11 protein-coding genes are annotated in these 15,411 nt (G+C 69.7%); 2 read left to right on the forward strand and 9 right to left on the reverse strand.

Annotated elements, in window-relative coordinates; translation table 11 throughout:
* Positions 1 to 3 precede the first annotated feature (3 nt).
* The 4 genes from bsaP to M3Q35_RS25120 form a co-directional block, all read right to left on the reverse strand.
* Positions 4 to 207, reverse strand: coding sequence for a biotin synthase auxiliary protein BsaP (gene bsaP, locus M3Q35_RS49150; protein ID WP_273934963.1), 204 nt, complete (start codon positions 205 to 207; stop codon positions 4 to 6).
* On the reverse strand, positions 204 to 1,214 hold the full coding sequence (bioB, locus tag M3Q35_RS25110; RefSeq protein ID WP_379794295.1) for a biotin synthase BioB: 1,011 nt from the start codon (positions 1,212 to 1,214) through the stop codon (positions 204 to 206). The genes bsaP and bioB overlap by 4 nt, the downstream gene beginning before the upstream one ends.
* Before the next feature lie 76 nt (positions 1,215 to 1,290).
* Complete coding sequence (bioD, locus tag M3Q35_RS25115; protein ID WP_273934964.1) at positions 1,291 to 2,007, reverse strand: dethiobiotin synthase; 717 nt, start codon at positions 2,005 to 2,007, stop codon at positions 1,291 to 1,293.
* Positions 2,008 to 2,042: 35 nt separating this feature from the next.
* The gene (locus M3Q35_RS25120; RefSeq protein WP_273934965.1) at positions 2,043 to 3,308 is read right to left on the reverse strand and encodes an adenosylmethionine--8-amino-7-oxononanoate transaminase; all 1,266 of its coding nucleotides are present in this window, start codon (positions 3,306 to 3,308) and stop codon (positions 2,043 to 2,045) included.
* A gap of 139 nt (positions 3,309 to 3,447) precedes the next feature.
* Here M3Q35_RS25120 and M3Q35_RS25125 point away from each other — a divergent pair, with 139 nt between their 5' ends.
* Entirely contained in the window at positions 3,448 to 4,485 is a 1,038-nt protein-coding gene (locus tag M3Q35_RS25125; protein ID WP_273934966.1) for an alpha/beta hydrolase family protein, read from the forward strand.
* Here the strand turns inward: M3Q35_RS25125 and M3Q35_RS25130 are convergent.
* The 4 genes from M3Q35_RS25130 to M3Q35_RS25145 form a co-directional block, all read right to left on the reverse strand.
* A complete protein-coding gene (locus M3Q35_RS25130; protein ID WP_273934967.1) occupies positions 4,451 to 5,986 on the reverse strand; it encodes a S53 family peptidase in 1,536 nt (511 codons plus the stop codon). The two genes, M3Q35_RS25125 and M3Q35_RS25130, sit on opposite strands and share 35 nt — an antisense overlap.
* 9 nt (positions 5,987 to 5,995) lie before the next feature.
* Positions 5,996 to 7,210, reverse strand: a complete 1,215-nt coding sequence (locus tag M3Q35_RS25135) for a cytochrome P450 family protein (protein WP_273934968.1) — start codon at positions 7,208 to 7,210, stop codon at positions 5,996 to 5,998.
* Between the two features lie 130 nt (positions 7,211 to 7,340).
* The gene (gene dnaE, locus M3Q35_RS25140) at positions 7,341 to 10,877 is read right to left on the reverse strand and encodes a DNA polymerase III subunit alpha (protein WP_273934969.1); all 3,537 of its coding nucleotides are present in this window, start codon (positions 10,875 to 10,877) and stop codon (positions 7,341 to 7,343) included.
* A gap of 158 nt (positions 10,878 to 11,035) precedes the next feature.
* Entirely contained in the window at positions 11,036 to 11,206 is a 171-nt protein-coding gene (locus M3Q35_RS25145) for a DUF397 domain-containing protein (RefSeq protein WP_273944456.1), read from the reverse strand.
* A gap of 363 nt (positions 11,207 to 11,569) precedes the next feature.
* Between M3Q35_RS25145 and M3Q35_RS25150 the strand changes: the two genes are divergently transcribed.
* Positions 11,570 to 13,687 carry an ATP-binding protein gene (locus tag M3Q35_RS25150; protein ID WP_273934970.1) on the forward strand — a complete coding sequence of 706 codons (2,118 nt, stop codon included), beginning with the start codon at positions 11,570 to 11,572 and terminating at the stop codon, positions 13,685 to 13,687.
* Here M3Q35_RS25150 and M3Q35_RS25155 read toward each other — a convergent pair.
* Positions 13,684 to 15,381: a hypothetical protein gene (locus M3Q35_RS25155; protein ID WP_273934971.1), complete on the reverse strand. Its 1,698-nt coding sequence runs from the start codon at positions 15,379 to 15,381 to the stop codon at positions 13,684 to 13,686. The two genes, M3Q35_RS25150 and M3Q35_RS25155, sit on opposite strands and share 4 nt — an antisense overlap.
* Positions 15,382 to 15,411: the final 30 nt, after the last annotated feature.

Genomic DNA, 15,411 nt, shown 5'->3' on the forward strand with positions numbered 1-15,411 from the left:
ACCCTAGCCGACACTCGGTGACGTCGACGTTCGCTCGCCGTGTCGGCTGCAATTCGCCACCCATCCGGCGGGTGTCACCTGCACGACCATGCGCCGCCCGCAGTCGCCGCAGAACCGCGGCGGGTCGATCGAGGCCAGCAGGGCCGCACAACGCGCGTGGTCGCCCTCGGCGGCGGGAAGCCCGCAACGGGCGCAGAAGGCACTCATAGCGACTGGTTCAGCGCCTTCACCGGCATGCTCAGCTCGTCCAACATGGCCAGGTCCTGGTCGGCCGGCCGGCCCAGGTTGGTCAGGTAGTTGCCGACGATGATGGCGTTGATGCCGCCGAGCATGCCCTGCTTGGTGCCCAGGTCGCCGAAGGTCAGCTCACGGCCGCCGGAGAAGCGCAGCAGCGGCCGCGGCATGGCCAGCCGGAACGCCGCCACGGTGCGCAGCGCGTCGCGGCCCTCGACCACCTCGTACTGCTCGTACGGAGTGCCGGGCTGCGGGATCAGGAAGTTCATCGTGCACTCGTCCGGCCCCAGCTCGGCCAGCTGGGCGGCGAACTCGGCCCGCTGCTCGACGGTCTCGCCCATGCCGATGATGCCGCCGCAGCAGACCTCCATGCCGGCCTCGCGGATCATGCGCAGGGTCTCCCAGCGCTCTTCCCACGTGTGCGTGGTGACCACGTTCGGGAAGTGCGAGCGGGCGGTCTCCAGGTTGTGGTTGTAGCGGTGCACGCCCATCGCCACCAGCTCGTCCACCTGCTCCTGCGTGAGCATGCCGAGCGAGCAGGCGATCTGGATGTCGTTGCCGTCCTCGCGGATGGCCTTGATGCCTTCACGGACCTGCGACAGCAGCCGGGCGTCCGGGCCGCGCACGGCGGCCACGATGCAGAACTCGGTGGCCCCGGTGTCCCGGGTCTCCCGCGCCGACCGCACCAGGCCGGGGATGTCCAGCCAGGCCGAGCGCACCGGCGACGGGAAGCGGCCGGACTGGGAGCAGAAGTGGCAGTCCTCGGGGCAGCCGCCGGTCTTCAGGCTGACGATGCCCTCGACCTCGACCTCCGGCCCGCACCAGCGCATCCGCACCTCGTGGGCCAGCTGGAGCAGCTCCTCCAGCCGGTCGTCGCCGAGCCGGAGCACCGCCAGCAGCTGCTCCTCGGACAGCCCTTCGCCCCGCTCGAGCACCTGCTCACGGGCGACGGCGAGGATGTCGGTGTCGACGGCAGTCACTGGCAGCTCTCCTTGCTCGGGGCAACGCTCGGCAGCAGTCTGCCGCACGTGACCTCGTCACATCGTGTTACAAGACTCACGCCGTGAACTGCTCGGCGAAGACGTCCGGGTCGAACGTGCCGCCGAGCCACGGTGACATGCCGGCCCGAGCGACCTCGAGGAAGTCCGAGGGGTCCAGCAGTCCCGCGCCGGCCGGCAGCGCGCCCAGCAGCGGCCCGCCGGCCGCCTCCGGCAGGTCGACGAGGTTGCAGCGGGACGCAAGGTCGGGCTCGGCCGGCCAGCTGCCGATGACCACGCCCGCGGACTCGATGCCCCGCTTGAGCAGCACCTCGGCGGTCAGCGCGGTGGCGTTGAGCGTGCCGAGGCCGGCCTCGGCCACGATCAGCACCAGTGCGTTGAGCGCCCAGGCCACGTCGGCCAGCGTCGCGCCCTCGTCGTCGAACCGGACGAGCAGCCCGCCCGCGCCCTCGACCAGCACCAGGTCGTGCTCGGCGGCCAGCTCGGCGACCACCGAGGCGATCTCGCCGGGGTGCACCTGGGGCAGGCCGGCGCGGGCCGCGGCGGTGTCCGGGGCCAGTGGCTCCGGGTAGCGGCGCAGCTCACGCGTCGTGATCTTGCCGGCGATTCTCGCGACCTCGTCCAGGTCGCCCGGCTCGTGCGGGCCGACCCCGGTCTGGGCCGGTTTGACCACGGCGACCCGCTGGCCGTTGTCCACCGCGAGGGCCGCACAGGCCGCGGTGACCATGGTCTTGCCGACGCCGGTGCCGGTGCCGGTGATCACGAGGATGTTCACGACCCATCAGATTAGTGGTTGGGCATCGGTCGGGCTCAGCCGACCGTCGCGGCCGCAACTATCGCGGTGCAGACCTGAGCCAGGTCGTCGTCCCCGATCACGTACGGCGGCATGGTGTAGATGAGGTCGTTGAACGGCCGCAGCCACACTCCGTGATCGACGGCGGCCCGCTGGGCGGCGGCCATGTCGACGGGATGGTCCAGCTGGACGGCCCCGATCGCGCCCAGGACCCGCACGTCGGCGACGCCGGGGATGTCACGCGCTGCGTCCAGGGCGTGCAGACCGGTCTCGATACGTTTGATCTCGGCCCGCCAGTCCTGGCCCAGCAGCAGGTCGATGGACGCGTTGGCGACCGCCGAGGACAGCGGGTTGCCCATGTACGTCGGCCCGTGGGCCAGCACCGGCACCTCGCCCCGGGAGATGCCGTCGGCCACCCGTGACGTGCACAGCGCGGCCGACATCGTCACATATCCGCCGGTCATGGCCTTGCCGACGCACATGACGTCCGGGCTGATGCCGGCGTGGTCGGCGGCGAACAGCTCGCCGGTGCGGCCGAAGCCGGTGGCGATCTCGTCGAACACCAGCAGCACGTCGTTGGCCAGGCTGACCTCGCGCAGGACGTGCAGGTAGCGGGGGTCGTGGAAGCGCATGCCGCCGGCGTTCTGCACCACCGGCTCGACCACGATCGCCGCCAGCTCGTCGGCGTGCTGCTCGACCAGGTCCACCAGGTGCTGCACGTAGTCGTGCTCGAACTCGGCCGGCGGGGCGTCGGCGAAGACCTGCTCCGGCAGCACGCCGGCCCACAACGAGTGCATGCCGCCCTCGGGGTCGCAGACGCTCATCGGGTGGAACGTGTCGCCGTGATAGCCGCGCCGCCACGTGAGCAGCCGTCGCTTGGCCGGCCGGCCGAGTGACCGCCAGTACTGGAGGCACATCTTGATCGCGACCTCCACCGACACCGAGCCGGAGTCAGCCAGGAACACGTGTTGCAGCGGCTCCGGCGTGATGTCGACGAGCTTCTTGGCCAGCTGGACCGCCGGCTCATGGGTCAGGCCGCCGAACATCACGTGGCTCATCCGGCCGAGCTGCTCCCGGACGGCGTCGTCCAGCACCGGGTGCCGGTAGCCGTGGATGGCCGACCACCAGGAGGCCATGCCGTCGACCAGCTCCCGCCCGTCGGCCAGCCGCAGGCGGACGCCTTCGGCGTCGGTCACGACCAGCGGGTCGATCCGGCCGGGCATGGGCGCGTACGGATGCCACACGTGGGCGCGGTCAAGGGCGAGCAGCTCGTCGGGCGTCACAGGCCCACCTCGCTGACGCTCGGCGGGTCTGCGACCCAGGTCCCAGTGCTGAATGGCTCCCTCGCAAACTCGGTCACGGTGTGACCCTAACCCGCTGCGGCTCAGCGGTTTCTCAGTGCTCGGTCCCTAAATTGGCCGCGTGATCGGTCCAGTGACGAACATCCTGACCTCCGTGGCGCTGGTCGCCGCGTCCGCCACCGGCATCCAGCTGCCCGCACCGACCGGGGTCTTTCCCGTCGGCGCCAGCACTCTGCACCTCGTCGACCACAGCAGAGCCGACCTGTGGGTGCCTTCGGAACCCCGCGAGCTCATGGTCAGCCTCTACTACCCCGCGTTCCCCGGCGGTCGTTCGGTCCCGTACGCCACCGAGGCCGAGACCACCTTGCTGGCGCGGTCCCTCGGCCTGCCGCCCGCCGCCGGTCCCGCCTTCGCCGCCGCGCGCACCAACAGCCACAGCGGCATTCCCTTGCCCGGCAAGCATCCCCTCGTCCTGCTCTCCCCCGGCCTCGGCGCGCCGCGTTACACGCTCACCACCCTCGCCGAGGACCTGGCCAGCCACGGCTATCTCGTCGCGTCCATCGACCATGCCTACGAGTCCGCCGGCACCCTCTTCCCCGGCAACCGCATGCTGACGTGCATCGCCTGCACCGCAACGGATCTGCGGCCCCTCGAGGTCAACCGCGGCCGGGACGCCTCGTTCGTCGTCGACCAGCTGGTCTCGCGTTTTCCCGGTCTCATCGACGTTTCCCGTATCGGCATGGCCGGCCACTCCATCGGCGGCGCGTCCGCGCTGGCCGCCATGGAGCAGGATCCCCGCATCAAGTCCGGCGTCAACATGGACGGTTCCTTCCACGTGGTCGCCACCACGCACCGCCCGTTCCTCATGCTGGGCAGCGACCTTCACCGGCCGGGCGGCGTCGACCCCACCTGGGACCAGGTCTACCCCCAGCTCGACGGCTGGAAGCGCTGGCTCACCGTGACCGGCTCCAGCCACTACTCCTTCACCGACGCCCCAACCCTTTTCCCGCAGATCGGCCTGCCGTCCCCCGGCCCCGGCCGCGCCATCGCCATCACCCGCGACTACGTGCTGGCGTTCTTCGACCAGACATTGCGGGGGCGCGCGGAGCCGATCCTCGACGGGCCTACGGCGGGGAATCCTGAGGTGGTGTTCCACTGAGGACGGTCAACAACGCGGTCCCGTCGGGCGACCCCAAGCCGGTGCACGAATCCCAGCCCGGTGAGGCCGAGTAGCCCTGGTTGTCGCCGGCGGTCACGTCACGGAAGCCGGCGGTGAGGGCACCGGGCTTGGAATCCTTGTACAGCAAAGGTTGCAACAGGCCGAGCGGTCGGCCCAGGTGCTGCACGAGGCGAGCAACCAAGGCCGACCAGAGCGGGGCGACGGCGCTGGTGCCGCCGGCGGGATAGCTCTTGCCGTGCACGAGAACCATGTACCCGGTCTTGGGATCGGCAACGGCGGCGACATCGGGCACGCCGCGACCGGATTCCGGTGCACCGCAGGCGGATTGGTAGGCGGGGCGGGGGAAGAACGTGCTCACGCCACCGCCGGTGGCATGGTCGCCGACGCCGTTGTTCCACACGGTCTCGGCGGAAATGACGCCCGTCGAAGCGTCGGCGGTAAGTGAGGTTCCGCCGCAGGACAACACGTTCGGGCTGGATGCGGGGAAGTCGACGTGCTGCTTGCCGTCGGTCTGCTCGTCGGCGGCGCCCCAGTCACCGGACGAAGCGACAACCGTGACGCCGAGGGCGGCGGCGTCGGCGAAGGCGTCGTCGAGGGCAAGACGGGTCTGCTCGGTCCACAGGTCCTCGGCGGCGCCCCAGCTGATGCTGACGGCGGCCGGCGTGGGCGAGGCGTGCACGGCGGTGCTGACGGCGTCGACGAAACCCTGATCGGTGTTGGGTGCGAAGTAGACGAGCTGCTGCACCTCGGGCACGAGCCCGCCGATGACCTCGATGTCCAGCAGCACCTCGTCATCGGCCGCGTCGCCGGGCGTGTTCACGCCACCGTCCACGCTGACCGCCCGCACCGGCACCGGACCGACACCCAAGCCCTGGAAGTACGTCGAAATCTCGGCATCGGTGTAGCCGCCGCCGAGTTCGATCACGGCGATGGTCTGCGTGACACCGGGAACCGCCGCGGGAAACCCGTAGATCTTGGCCAGCTGGGGCGGCGTGTAACCCATCGCCGTACCGGCATCGGCTCGCGGCCGGCGCGCCTGCGGACGGTCGTCCAGCCCCAGCACAGCCGTCACGATGCCGCCCAGCTCGGCCGGCACTTCCAACGAGCCGACCCGGTGCCGCCGCCGGGCACCGTCCATCGACACGGCCTCCAGCGACACGCCGAACGCCTGGTGCAGCGCGGCCAGATCGCCCCGCACGGACAGCCGCCGCGACGCCAGGTCCTCAGCGACGACGTCCACACCGAGTCCACTCAGGACGGTACGAACCTGTTGCACGTCAGCGGGATCGGCGCCATACCGCGCGGCCAGCTCCTGCCGGCCGATCACCGAGGGCCCGGAAACGAGACCGGCCGGCAGCTCGGCCCGCCGCCGCAGCACCACCGTGGCGGTGACTACGGTCGACGGATCGAGCGTGCCGGCCGGCGTGAGGCCGTGGGCCGCCGGTCGAGTGCTTCCGGGTAGGACTACTCGTGCTGGCATGCCCCAAGTTCACAGGACGACAGGGAGCTCCTCAAGTCCGTGCATCAAAACGCTGATCCGCCACTGGAGCTCCTCGGCCGGCACGGCCAGCTTCAGGTCCGGGAACGCGGCCAGCAGCCCACGGAAGGCGATCTCGCCCTCCAGCCGGGCCAGCGGCGCGCCGAGGCAGTAGTGGATGCCGTGGCCGAAGGCCAGGTGCCCGCCGACCGGACGGGAGATGTCGAGCTGGTCGGCGTGCTCGAAGTGGTTCTCGTCCCGGTTGGCCGAGCCCAGCCCGACCAGCACCAGCTGCTCGGCCGGGATCGTCACCTCGCCCAGCACGACCGGCTCGGTGGTGTACCGGAAGGTCGACATGTTGACCGGGCTGCGGTAGCGCAGGAACTCGTCGATCGCGGTCGGCATCAGCGACGGGTCGGCCTTGAGCCGCTCCAGCTGGTCCGGGTTGGTCAGCAGGGCCAGCACGCCGTTGCCGATCAGGTTCACCGTGGTCTCGTGGCCGGCAATCAGCAGCAGGAAAGCCATGGAGACCAGTTCCTTCTCGCTGAACCGGTCGTCGTCCTCGCTGGTCTCGATGAGCGCGGACAGCAGGTCGTCGCCGAGGTTGGACCGCTTGTCGGCGATCAGCTTGGTGAAGTACTGCACCATCCACATGCTGGCCGCGCCCACCTGCTCGGCGGTGCCGCTGGAGATGATGATGTTGGAGTTCACCCGGAACGTGTCGCGGTCCTCGTCGTCCACCCCGAGCAGCTCGCTGATCACGGTGATCGGCAGCGGGAAGGCGAACACGTCGAGCAGGTCGACCCGGTCGCCCGCGGTCAGCTCGCCCAGCAGCTCGGCGGTGATCTGCTCGATCCGCGGCCGCAGCTGCTCGATGCGCCGAGCGGTGAAAGCCTTGGTGACCAGGCGGCGCAGCCGGGTGTGGTCCGGCGGGTCCATGGCCAGCATGTGCGCGTTCAGGTCGTCCGCGAACGGACGGCTCTCCGCCTCGTCGACCCGGTTCTTGGCCGACACCTCGTTCATGCCGGCGCTGCTCTTGTGCACGGTCGGGTCGGCCAGCAAGGTCCTGGCCTCCTCGAAGCGGCTGACCACCCACACCTTGAAGCCGTTGGGCGTGACGACCAGCCGGGCCGGGGCGTCCGCGCGCAGCTCGGCCTGGTAGCGCTGCGGATCCTGGAAGAACTCCGGCGTGAAGAAGTTCGCGGGCGCCGTCTCGGTGCCTGTCATGGGTCTTCCCCTAACCATGCAAACTGATTGGTGTTCCCCAACTATAGGTTAACCCCGTTCACACCAGTCTGCCCACGTGCTCCCCGGGCCGCATCCATTATCGACGAATGTGCCCGGGCTCACAGGCCTCTCAGCCCAGGCAACCCGGTCCCAACAGGGCCTTGAGGTCGCCCATCAGTGACGGTGACGGGTCCACCCGCAGCCCGTCGTCCAGCCGCAGCATGGTGCCGCGGCGGCCGTTCATCAGGTTCAGGTGCACCTCGGTCGAGCCGGGATGCGACTTGAGCACGTCCTTGAGCTGGGCCACCAGCGGCCGGGTGCACTTGGCCGCGTGCATGGTCAGCTTCACCGGCATGCCGCTGGCCGCCATCTCCAGATCCGGCAGGGCCAGGTCGTTGGCGATCAGCGAGGTCCGGTCGTCTCGCCGGGCGATACGGGCCTTGACCAGCACGATCGCGTCCTCGGCCACGCTCATGCCGACCACCGAGTAGGTCTTCGGGAAGAACAGCACCTCGATGCCGCCGGCCAGGTCCTCCAGCTGCGCCGACGCCCACGACTCGCCCGACTTGTTGATGCGCCGGGTCACCGAGGCCAGGATGCCGCCGACGGTGACCTGCGCGCCGTCGGGCAGGTTGCCTTCCAGGATGGTGGCGATCGCGGTGTCGGACTGGACCTCCAGCACCCGCTCCACGCCGTTGAGCGGGTGGCCCGACACGTACAGGCCGAGCATCTCCCGCTCCAGCGTCAGCTGGTGCTTGGACTCCCAGTGCTCGTCCGGGACCTTCACGTCGAACACGCCGCCGGCGTTGTCCTCGCCGTCGTCCCCGCCGCCGAACAGGTCGAACTGCCCGACCGCCTCGGCCTTCTTGGTGTCCATGATCGCGTCGACGGCCTCGATGTGCACCATGTGCAGGCCCTTGCGCGGGTGGCCGAGCGAGTCGAAAGCGCCGGCCTTGATCAGGGATTCGATGACCTTCTTGTTGCAGGCCGCGGCATCCACCTTGCGCAGGTAGTCGGAGAAGTCGGTGAACGCGCCCTTGCCCGTACGGGCGGCCACGATCGACTCGACCACGTTCGCGCCGACGTTGCGGATGGCGCCGAGGCCGAAGCGGATGTTCTCACCGACCGGCGCGAACTCGCGCATCGAGTCGTTGACGTCCGGCGGCAGCACGGTGATGCCCATCTTGCGGCACTCGGCCAGGTAGATGGCGGCCTTGTCCTTGTCGTCACCGACCGAGGTGAGCAGGCCGGCCATGTACTCGGCCGGGAAGTTGGCCTTGAGGTAGGCCGTCCAGTACGAGACGAGGCCGTACGCGGCCGAGTGCGCCTTGTTGAAGGCGTAGTCGGCGAACGGGACCAGGATCTCCCAGAGGGTCTTGACGGCGTCCTGCGGGTAGCCGTTGTCCAGCATGCCCTTCTCGAAGCCGGCGTACTCCTTGTCCAGGATCTCCTTCTTCTTCTTGCCCATCGCGCGGCGCAGCAGGTCGGCCTGTCCGAGCGTGTAGCCGGCCAGCTTCTGCGCGATGGCCATGACCTGCTCCTGGTACACGATCAGGCCGTAGGTGCCGCCGAGGATGTCCTCCAGCGCCTCGGCCAGCGCCGGGTGGATCGGCGTGATCTCCTGCTGCTTGTTCTTGCGCAGCGCGTAGTTCGTGTGCGACTTGGCGCCCATCGGGCCCGGCCGGTAGAGCGCGCCGACGGCGGAGATGTCCTCGAAGTTGTCCGGGCGCATCAGGCGCAGCAGGTCGCGCATGGGCCCACCGTCGAGCTGGAACACGCCCAGCGTGTCGCCCCGGCCCAGCAGCTCGTACGTCTTCTTGTCGTCGAGGGCCAGCTGGTCGAGGTCGGGCGGGGTCTTGCCGTTGAGCTTGATGTTCTTCATCGTGTCGTCGATGACCGTGAGGTTGCGCAGGCCGAGGAAGTCCATCTTCAGCAGGCCGAGCGTCTCGCAGGTCGGATAGTCGAACTGCGTGATGATCGAGCCGTCCTGCGGCCGCTTCCACACCGGGATGTGGTCGGTCAGCGTCTCCGCGGACATGATCACCGCGCAGGCGTGCACACCGGCGTTGCGGATCAGGCCCTCGAGGCCGCGGCCGGTGTCGATGATCTCCTTGACCTGCGGGTCCTGCTCGTACAGGGCGCGGATCTCGGTGGCCTCGCCGTAGCGCTTGTGCTGCGGGTCGAACAGGCCGTTGAGCGGGATGTCCTTGGCCATCACGGCCGGCGGGTAGGCCTTGGAGATGCGGTCGGCCACCGCGTAGCCGGGCTGGCCGTAGAGCACGCGGGCCGAGTCCTTGATCGCCGCCTTGGCCTTGATGGTGCCGAAGGTGATCACCTGGGCGACCTTGTCCTCGCCCCACTTCTCGGTCACGTACCGGATGACGTCGCCGCGGCGGCGCTCGTCGAAGTCGATGTCGATATCGGGCGGGGAGACGCGGTCCGGGTTGAGGAAGCGCTCGAAGATCAGCCCGTGGGCCAGCGGGTCGAGGTCGGTGATGCCCATCGCGTAGGCGATCAGCGCGCCTGCCGCGGAGCCACGGCCCGGTCCGACCCGGATGCCGTTGTTCTTGGCCCACATGATGAAGTCGGCGACCACCAGGAAGTAGGCCGGGAAGCCCATCTGGAGGATGACGCCGATCTCGAACTCGCACTGCTTGCGGTGCTCTTCGTCGATGCCGTTCGGGAACCGGCGCTCCATGCCGGCCCACACCTGCTGCTTGAAGTACTCGTCCTCGGTCATGCCCTCGGGGATCGGGAACCGCGGCATCAGGTTGTGGAACTTGAACATGTCGGTCGTGTCGACCTTCTCGGCCACCAGCAGCGTGTTGCGGCAGCCCTCCTGCCAGGCGTCGGAGGAGTCGATCGCCCGCATCTCGTCCGGCGACTTCAGGTAGTAGCCCGTGCCGTCGAACTTGAACCGCGTCGGGTCCTGCAGGGTCTTGCCGGTCTGCACGCACAGCAGCACGCCGTGGGCGTCGCGGTCGGTGTCGAAGGTGTAGTGCGAGTCGTTCGTCACCACGAACGGCAGGTTCAGCTGCTTGGCCACGTTGACCAGGCCGTCGCGGACCCGGCTCTCGATCTCGATGCCGTGGTCCATCAGCTCGACGAAGAAGTTCCCTTCGCCGTAGATGTCCTTCCAGTCCGACGCCGCCTGCAGGGCTTCCTTGTCCTGCCCCAGCCGCAGCCTCGTCTGCACCTCGCCCGAGGGGCAGCCCGTCGTCGCCATCAGGCCCTTGCTGTTGGCCGCCAACAGCTCCCGGTCCATGCGCGGCCACTTGCCCAGCTGGCCCTCCAGGCTGGCGTAGCTCGAGGCGCGCATCAGGTTGTGCAGGCCTTCGTTGCTCGCCGCCCAGATCGTCTGGTGCGTGTAGGCGCCGCTGGCCGACACGTCGTCGTTCTTCTGGTGCGGCTCGCCCCAGGTGATCCGTCGCTTGTCGTGCCGGGAGCCCGGCGCCATGTACGCCTCGATGCCGATGATCGGCTTCACCCCGGCGGCGGTGGCCTGCCGGTAGAAGTCGTACGCCCCGTACATGTTCCCGTGATCGGTGATCGCCGCCGCCGGCATGCCCAGCCGATCGCACTCGGTGAACATGTCCTTGAGCTTGGCGGCGCCGTCGAGCATCGAGTACTCGGTGTGCACGTGGAGATGCACGAACGAGTCGGACATAGGTGACGGCCTCCCCTGGGGCTGACAAGCGACGATCGCCCCCTATCTTGCCCCTCCGCCACCGGCGATCGGAAACCGCCGCGCCCGTGTCGGGAAAACCCTGCTGGGGCCGGCATGTTCGGCCACACCGACGAGGCCGACGCCGGTGCGGCCGCCGGTCAGTCCAGGCGGGCCAGGAACGCGGCCCACGCGGTCCGCGGAAAGCTCAGCCGGGGGCCGGCCCGGTGCTTCGAATCACGCACGAGCACCCCGACCGTATCCACCGCCCATTCGACACAGCCAGACCCGTTATTCGCGCTGGCCCTGCTTTTTCGCCATATCCGGCCCATGGAATCCACCTCGACGACAACGGGCCTGCGGTCGAATCGCTTCACCGGACCAGTCACATCGCCTCCCCGCCAGTGGGCAAAGACCGAGCCGCGAAACGGCTACAGGTCGCTACAGAGCGTATCGAAGTGGTCTTGACCGCTCAACCGCCGTGTGAGGGAGCGTTCGGCCCGCAAATCCCTTAATTCAGGGACTCAAGCAGGACCGATCGGGTGAACTCCACGGTGACTCGCTGACGTCCGTGTGAATGTGACGATAAACGAGGGCTCGACCGTTCGAGTACTGGGCAAGCCCACCACGCGGGGTGACAATGGATGACCACGCCGGCCACCACCCGGGCGCGGGCGTCATCGGCGGAGGCACGCATGCGAGCTGACCGGTCCGACGGATACTCCCGCAACGACCTGCACAGCCGCGTGACCGGCAATGTCGTGCAGGCGCGGGAGATCGACCAGGTCGTCGTCCAGGTGCCAGCGCCGGCCCGCCGCGAGCCGCCGCCGACACCGCACCAGCTGCCGCCGCCCAGCCGTGGCTTCGTCGACCGGACGCTGGTACTGGCCGAACTGTCCCAGCTGGTCGAGGGGCGGGTCGACGAGGGCGGCCCGACGGTGGCGGTGCTCAGCGGCATCGGCGGCGTCGGCAAGACGGCCATCGCGGTGCAGTGGGCGCACGCCAACCAGGGGCGGTTCGGCGACGGCCAGCTCTACGCCGACCTCGGCGGCGGCAGCGTGACGGTCAGCGACGTGCTCGGCGGCTTCCTGCGCGCGCTCGGCGTGCACGAGCACTACATCCCGCCGCGGCTGGCCGAACGCGCGGCGCTGTTCCGGACCAGGACGGCGGCCCGACGCCTGCTGATCCTGCTCGACGACGTCGACCAGGCCGCGCAGGTGCGCCCGGTGCTGCCCAACTCGGCCGGCAGCGTGGTGCTGGCCACCAGCAGGCGGCGGTTGAGCAGCCTGGTGCTGGACGGGGCCGAGCTGATCGACGTCCATCCGCTGGACAAGCCGGACGGCCGCCGTTTACTCACCCGAATGCTGCCGGCCGGCCGGGCCGACGACGAGCACGACGCGGTGGACGAGCTGGTGGACCTGTGCGGCGGCCTGCCGATCGCGCTGCGGGTCGCGGGCGCGCGGCTGGCCGAGCGGCGACGGTGGCCGCTGCTGCGGCTGGTGCACGACCTTTCGGACGAGCAGAGACGACTGGGCCGGCTGTCGGTGTGGGGTGAGGCGGGCGTGGAAGAGGTCTTCGACATCGCTTACCGGGGACTGCCGGACAGCGCGCGGACCCTCTACCGGCGGCTCGGCCTGCTGCCGGGGCCGGATTTCGGAATCGCGGTTGCCGCGATCGTCTCGGAATACCCGCTCGAACAAGCCGAAGAGGCAATGGCCGTCCTCAGCGAACGGAATCTGGTCGAGGAACACGGCGCCGACCGGTTCCGTTTCCACGATCTTGTCCGATTGCATGCCCGAAAACGGGCCGAGATCGAGGATGACGGTCAGCGGCGGGACCACGTAATACAGCGCATGGTCGACTGGTATCTCCTCGGCGCGGCCGCCGCCGATTACGCTGTTCTGGGCAGTGGGCGCTGGCGATTGGCTGCCCATGATCTCGGGAAATGGGTGCCCGCGTTCGACGCGGCCGCCGCGATGGGGTGGCTGACCGCCGAGAGCACCAACCTGCTGGCCGTGGTCCGGCTCGCCGCCGACCTCGGCCGCCAGCAGACGGTGTGGCAGTTCGGCGAGGCGCTGTGGGCGCTGTTCCACAGCCGGAAGAACTACGCCGACTGGATCGACGTCCATGTGCTCGCCGTCCGGGCGGCGCGGGCGTGCGGCAACGTGCCCGCGGAGGTCCGGATGCTCAACCAGCTCGCGCGGGCCCGCATCGAGTTGGGACAGCACGCCGCGGCCCGGTCCGAGTTGACGGACGCGCTGGCACTGGCCGACTCGTGCCCGGATCCCCGGCCCCGGGCGGTGGTGGTGGAATCGCTGGCCCTGTTGGCCAGGGCCACCGACGACCTGACCGAGTCGATCGAGAAGTTCCACGAGGCACGGGCCCTCAACGACGAGGTCGGCGACTGCCGTGGCGTGGCAATCCAGACCTACCAGCTGGCCGGCGTGCTGGTGCGGGACGACCGGCCCGGCGACGCCGTGCGGGAGTTGCAGTCGTCGCTGCGCATCGCCCGCGAGCTCGATGACCCGCTGCTGACCGCGCGGATGCTGATCGAGGAGGGCCGCGCCCGACTGGCCCTGCGCGAGACCGGGGCGGCCGAGCAGGTGCTCACGTTGGCTGCTCGGATCACCAGGACGCTGGGCCAGCCGGTCAAGGAAGCCGAGGCGCTGGCGCTGTTGCTGGGCCGCGCCAAGGAATCCGTGGACCTGGCCGGCGCGCGGACCACCGCGCTGCGGCTGGCACAGCTGTACGACGAGACCGGCAGTCCGAAGGCGGCCGAGGTGCGGCGCTGGCTGGCCGAGACCGAGCCCTAGTCCACCCGGCAGATCCGGATGGTCTCGTCATAGGGCGTCATCAGGACCTTCACGGCGTTGCCGCTCGGCGAGTCGAGGTCGTTCTCACTGAGCAACAGGGTCCACAGCAGGAACGCCGACATGTACACCCGCTCCGCGGCCGCCGGCTTCCCGCGCATCGCCGGCAGAGCCTGGAACAGCCGCCCGTCCGACGCCCGCAGCAGGATCTGGTCGCCGAAGACGGCCGCGGCGACGGTCACGCCGGGCAGCTCCGCGTGGGCTTCGGTGGTCCACACCTCGGCCGCACGGCGGTCGTCGAGGTCGAAGCGGAGCACGATCTCGCAGCGTTCCTTGTCGCGGATGTTGACGTCGTCGTACTCGACCGCCGTGATCACGTCCTCGACCGAGGACTGCCACGCCCGGCCGACCGCGTCGGACACGCGCTCCAGCCGCACCATGGTCAACCGACCCCGGCGGTGTCGCTCCGCCACCACCCGGACCTGGTACGACGTGATCCGCTCCGGCGGCTTGTACACCGGCCGTGGGACCGCATCACACCGGACCGGCTCGGTCGACGGCTCCCGGCCGAGCAGCTCGAGGATGATCCCGCGCAGGTGCTCCAGCCCCTTCTCGCCGCGGCTGATCACGTGTGGGACGACCGCGTCGAACTGGCCGTCCTTGTAGTCGGCGATCGCGGTCTCGACCTGGTTCCGCAGGTCGCCGTCCGGGTCCAGCTCGGCGGTTTTCTCCAGGTACGGCCGAAACGGTGACTCCTCCGCGAGCTCGACCACGCCCGTCCGCAGTGCGAGCACGGGACGGCCGATCGCGCCGGCGTAGAACGTGACGCTGCCGTGGTCGCCGACCACCAGATCGGCGGCGATCACGGCGGCCCGCCAGCCGCCGTCGAAGGCCGGCAGGATGATGAGCCCGGCCTGCTGCTCGGCGCCGAGCGCCAGGTCGGTCCCGAACTGGCCGTCCACCGCCGGAATGTTCGGGTGCTGCACCAGCACGATCCGGTACTGGTCGGCCGGCAGTGCGGCGAGCAGCCGGGCGATGACCTTCTTGTGCTTGCGGTACAACGACTCGTCGGTGTAGGTCGTGGCGATCACGATCAGCCGTTGGTCGGGCCGGACACCGAAGTCCGCGCGGAACGTCGGCCGGCGCACCATGTTCCGCCGCAGCATCGCGTAGGCCGGGTCGTCGACCACCCGGACCCGGTCGAGCAGGCGACGGCACCGCCGAGGCAGTTGCGCGCGCTGCTCCTCGGCCGACAGGCAGATCACCCTCGGCACGAGCAGATGGAACCGCCGCCGGGTGAGCTCCCGGGTGGACAGCCCGACCGGCGTCCGGCTGCTGCCCGTGTTCCGCCGGCGGATGCGGTTGTAGCCGGCCCCGTGCGGCATCACGACCAGGTTGGGCCAGCGACGCCGGAGCAGTCCTCGGGTCGCATGGGTAGAGAGGACGACGGCGTAGCGCGTGCGGACCGCAACGCGCCACGGCACGAGCTCGATGCCCAGGTCGCTGAGGCGTTTGCGCAGCGCCTCGCAGTCGAACTGGGACCTGGTGCGCCCGGCCTCCAGGGTCACCTCGATCTTGATCCGGTCCAGGCCCTTCAGCGCGGCCAGCAGGTCGACAAGGCGATCGACGGTGGCCCCGCTGTGCAGCACCAGCAGGATCACGTCGATCAGCGCCCGCTTCCGGGCCTTCCTCAGCACCTGAGCCTCCTCGACACCGATGAGGGATAG

The sequence above is a fragment of the Kutzneria chonburiensis genome (assembly GCF_028622115.1).
GTDB classification, from domain to species: Bacteria; Actinomycetota; Actinomycetes; order Mycobacteriales; family Pseudonocardiaceae; genus Kutzneria; species Kutzneria chonburiensis.

Coding starts and splice junctions, on each gene's coding strand:
- M3Q35_RS25130 (WP_273934967.1), bottom strand. CDS start 5,986: ATGCCAGCACGAGTAGTCCTACCCGGAAGCACTCGACCGGCGGCCCAC.
- M3Q35_RS25150 (WP_273934970.1), top strand. CDS start 11,570: ATGCGAGCTGACCGGTCCGACGGATACTCCCGCAACGACCTGCACAGC.
- bsaP (WP_273934963.1), bottom strand. CDS start 207: ATGAGTGCCTTCTGCGCCCGTTGCGGGCTTCCCGCCGCCGAGGGCGAC.
- M3Q35_RS25135 (WP_273934968.1), bottom strand. CDS start 7,210: ATGACAGGCACCGAGACGGCGCCCGCGAACTTCTTCACGCCGGAGTTC.
- M3Q35_RS25145 (WP_273944456.1), bottom strand. CDS start 11,206: ATGGGCCGGATATGGCGAAAAAGCAGGGCCAGCGCGAATAACGGGTCT.
- dnaE (WP_273934969.1), bottom strand. CDS start 10,877: ATGTCCGACTCGTTCGTGCATCTCCACGTGCACACCGAGTACTCGATG.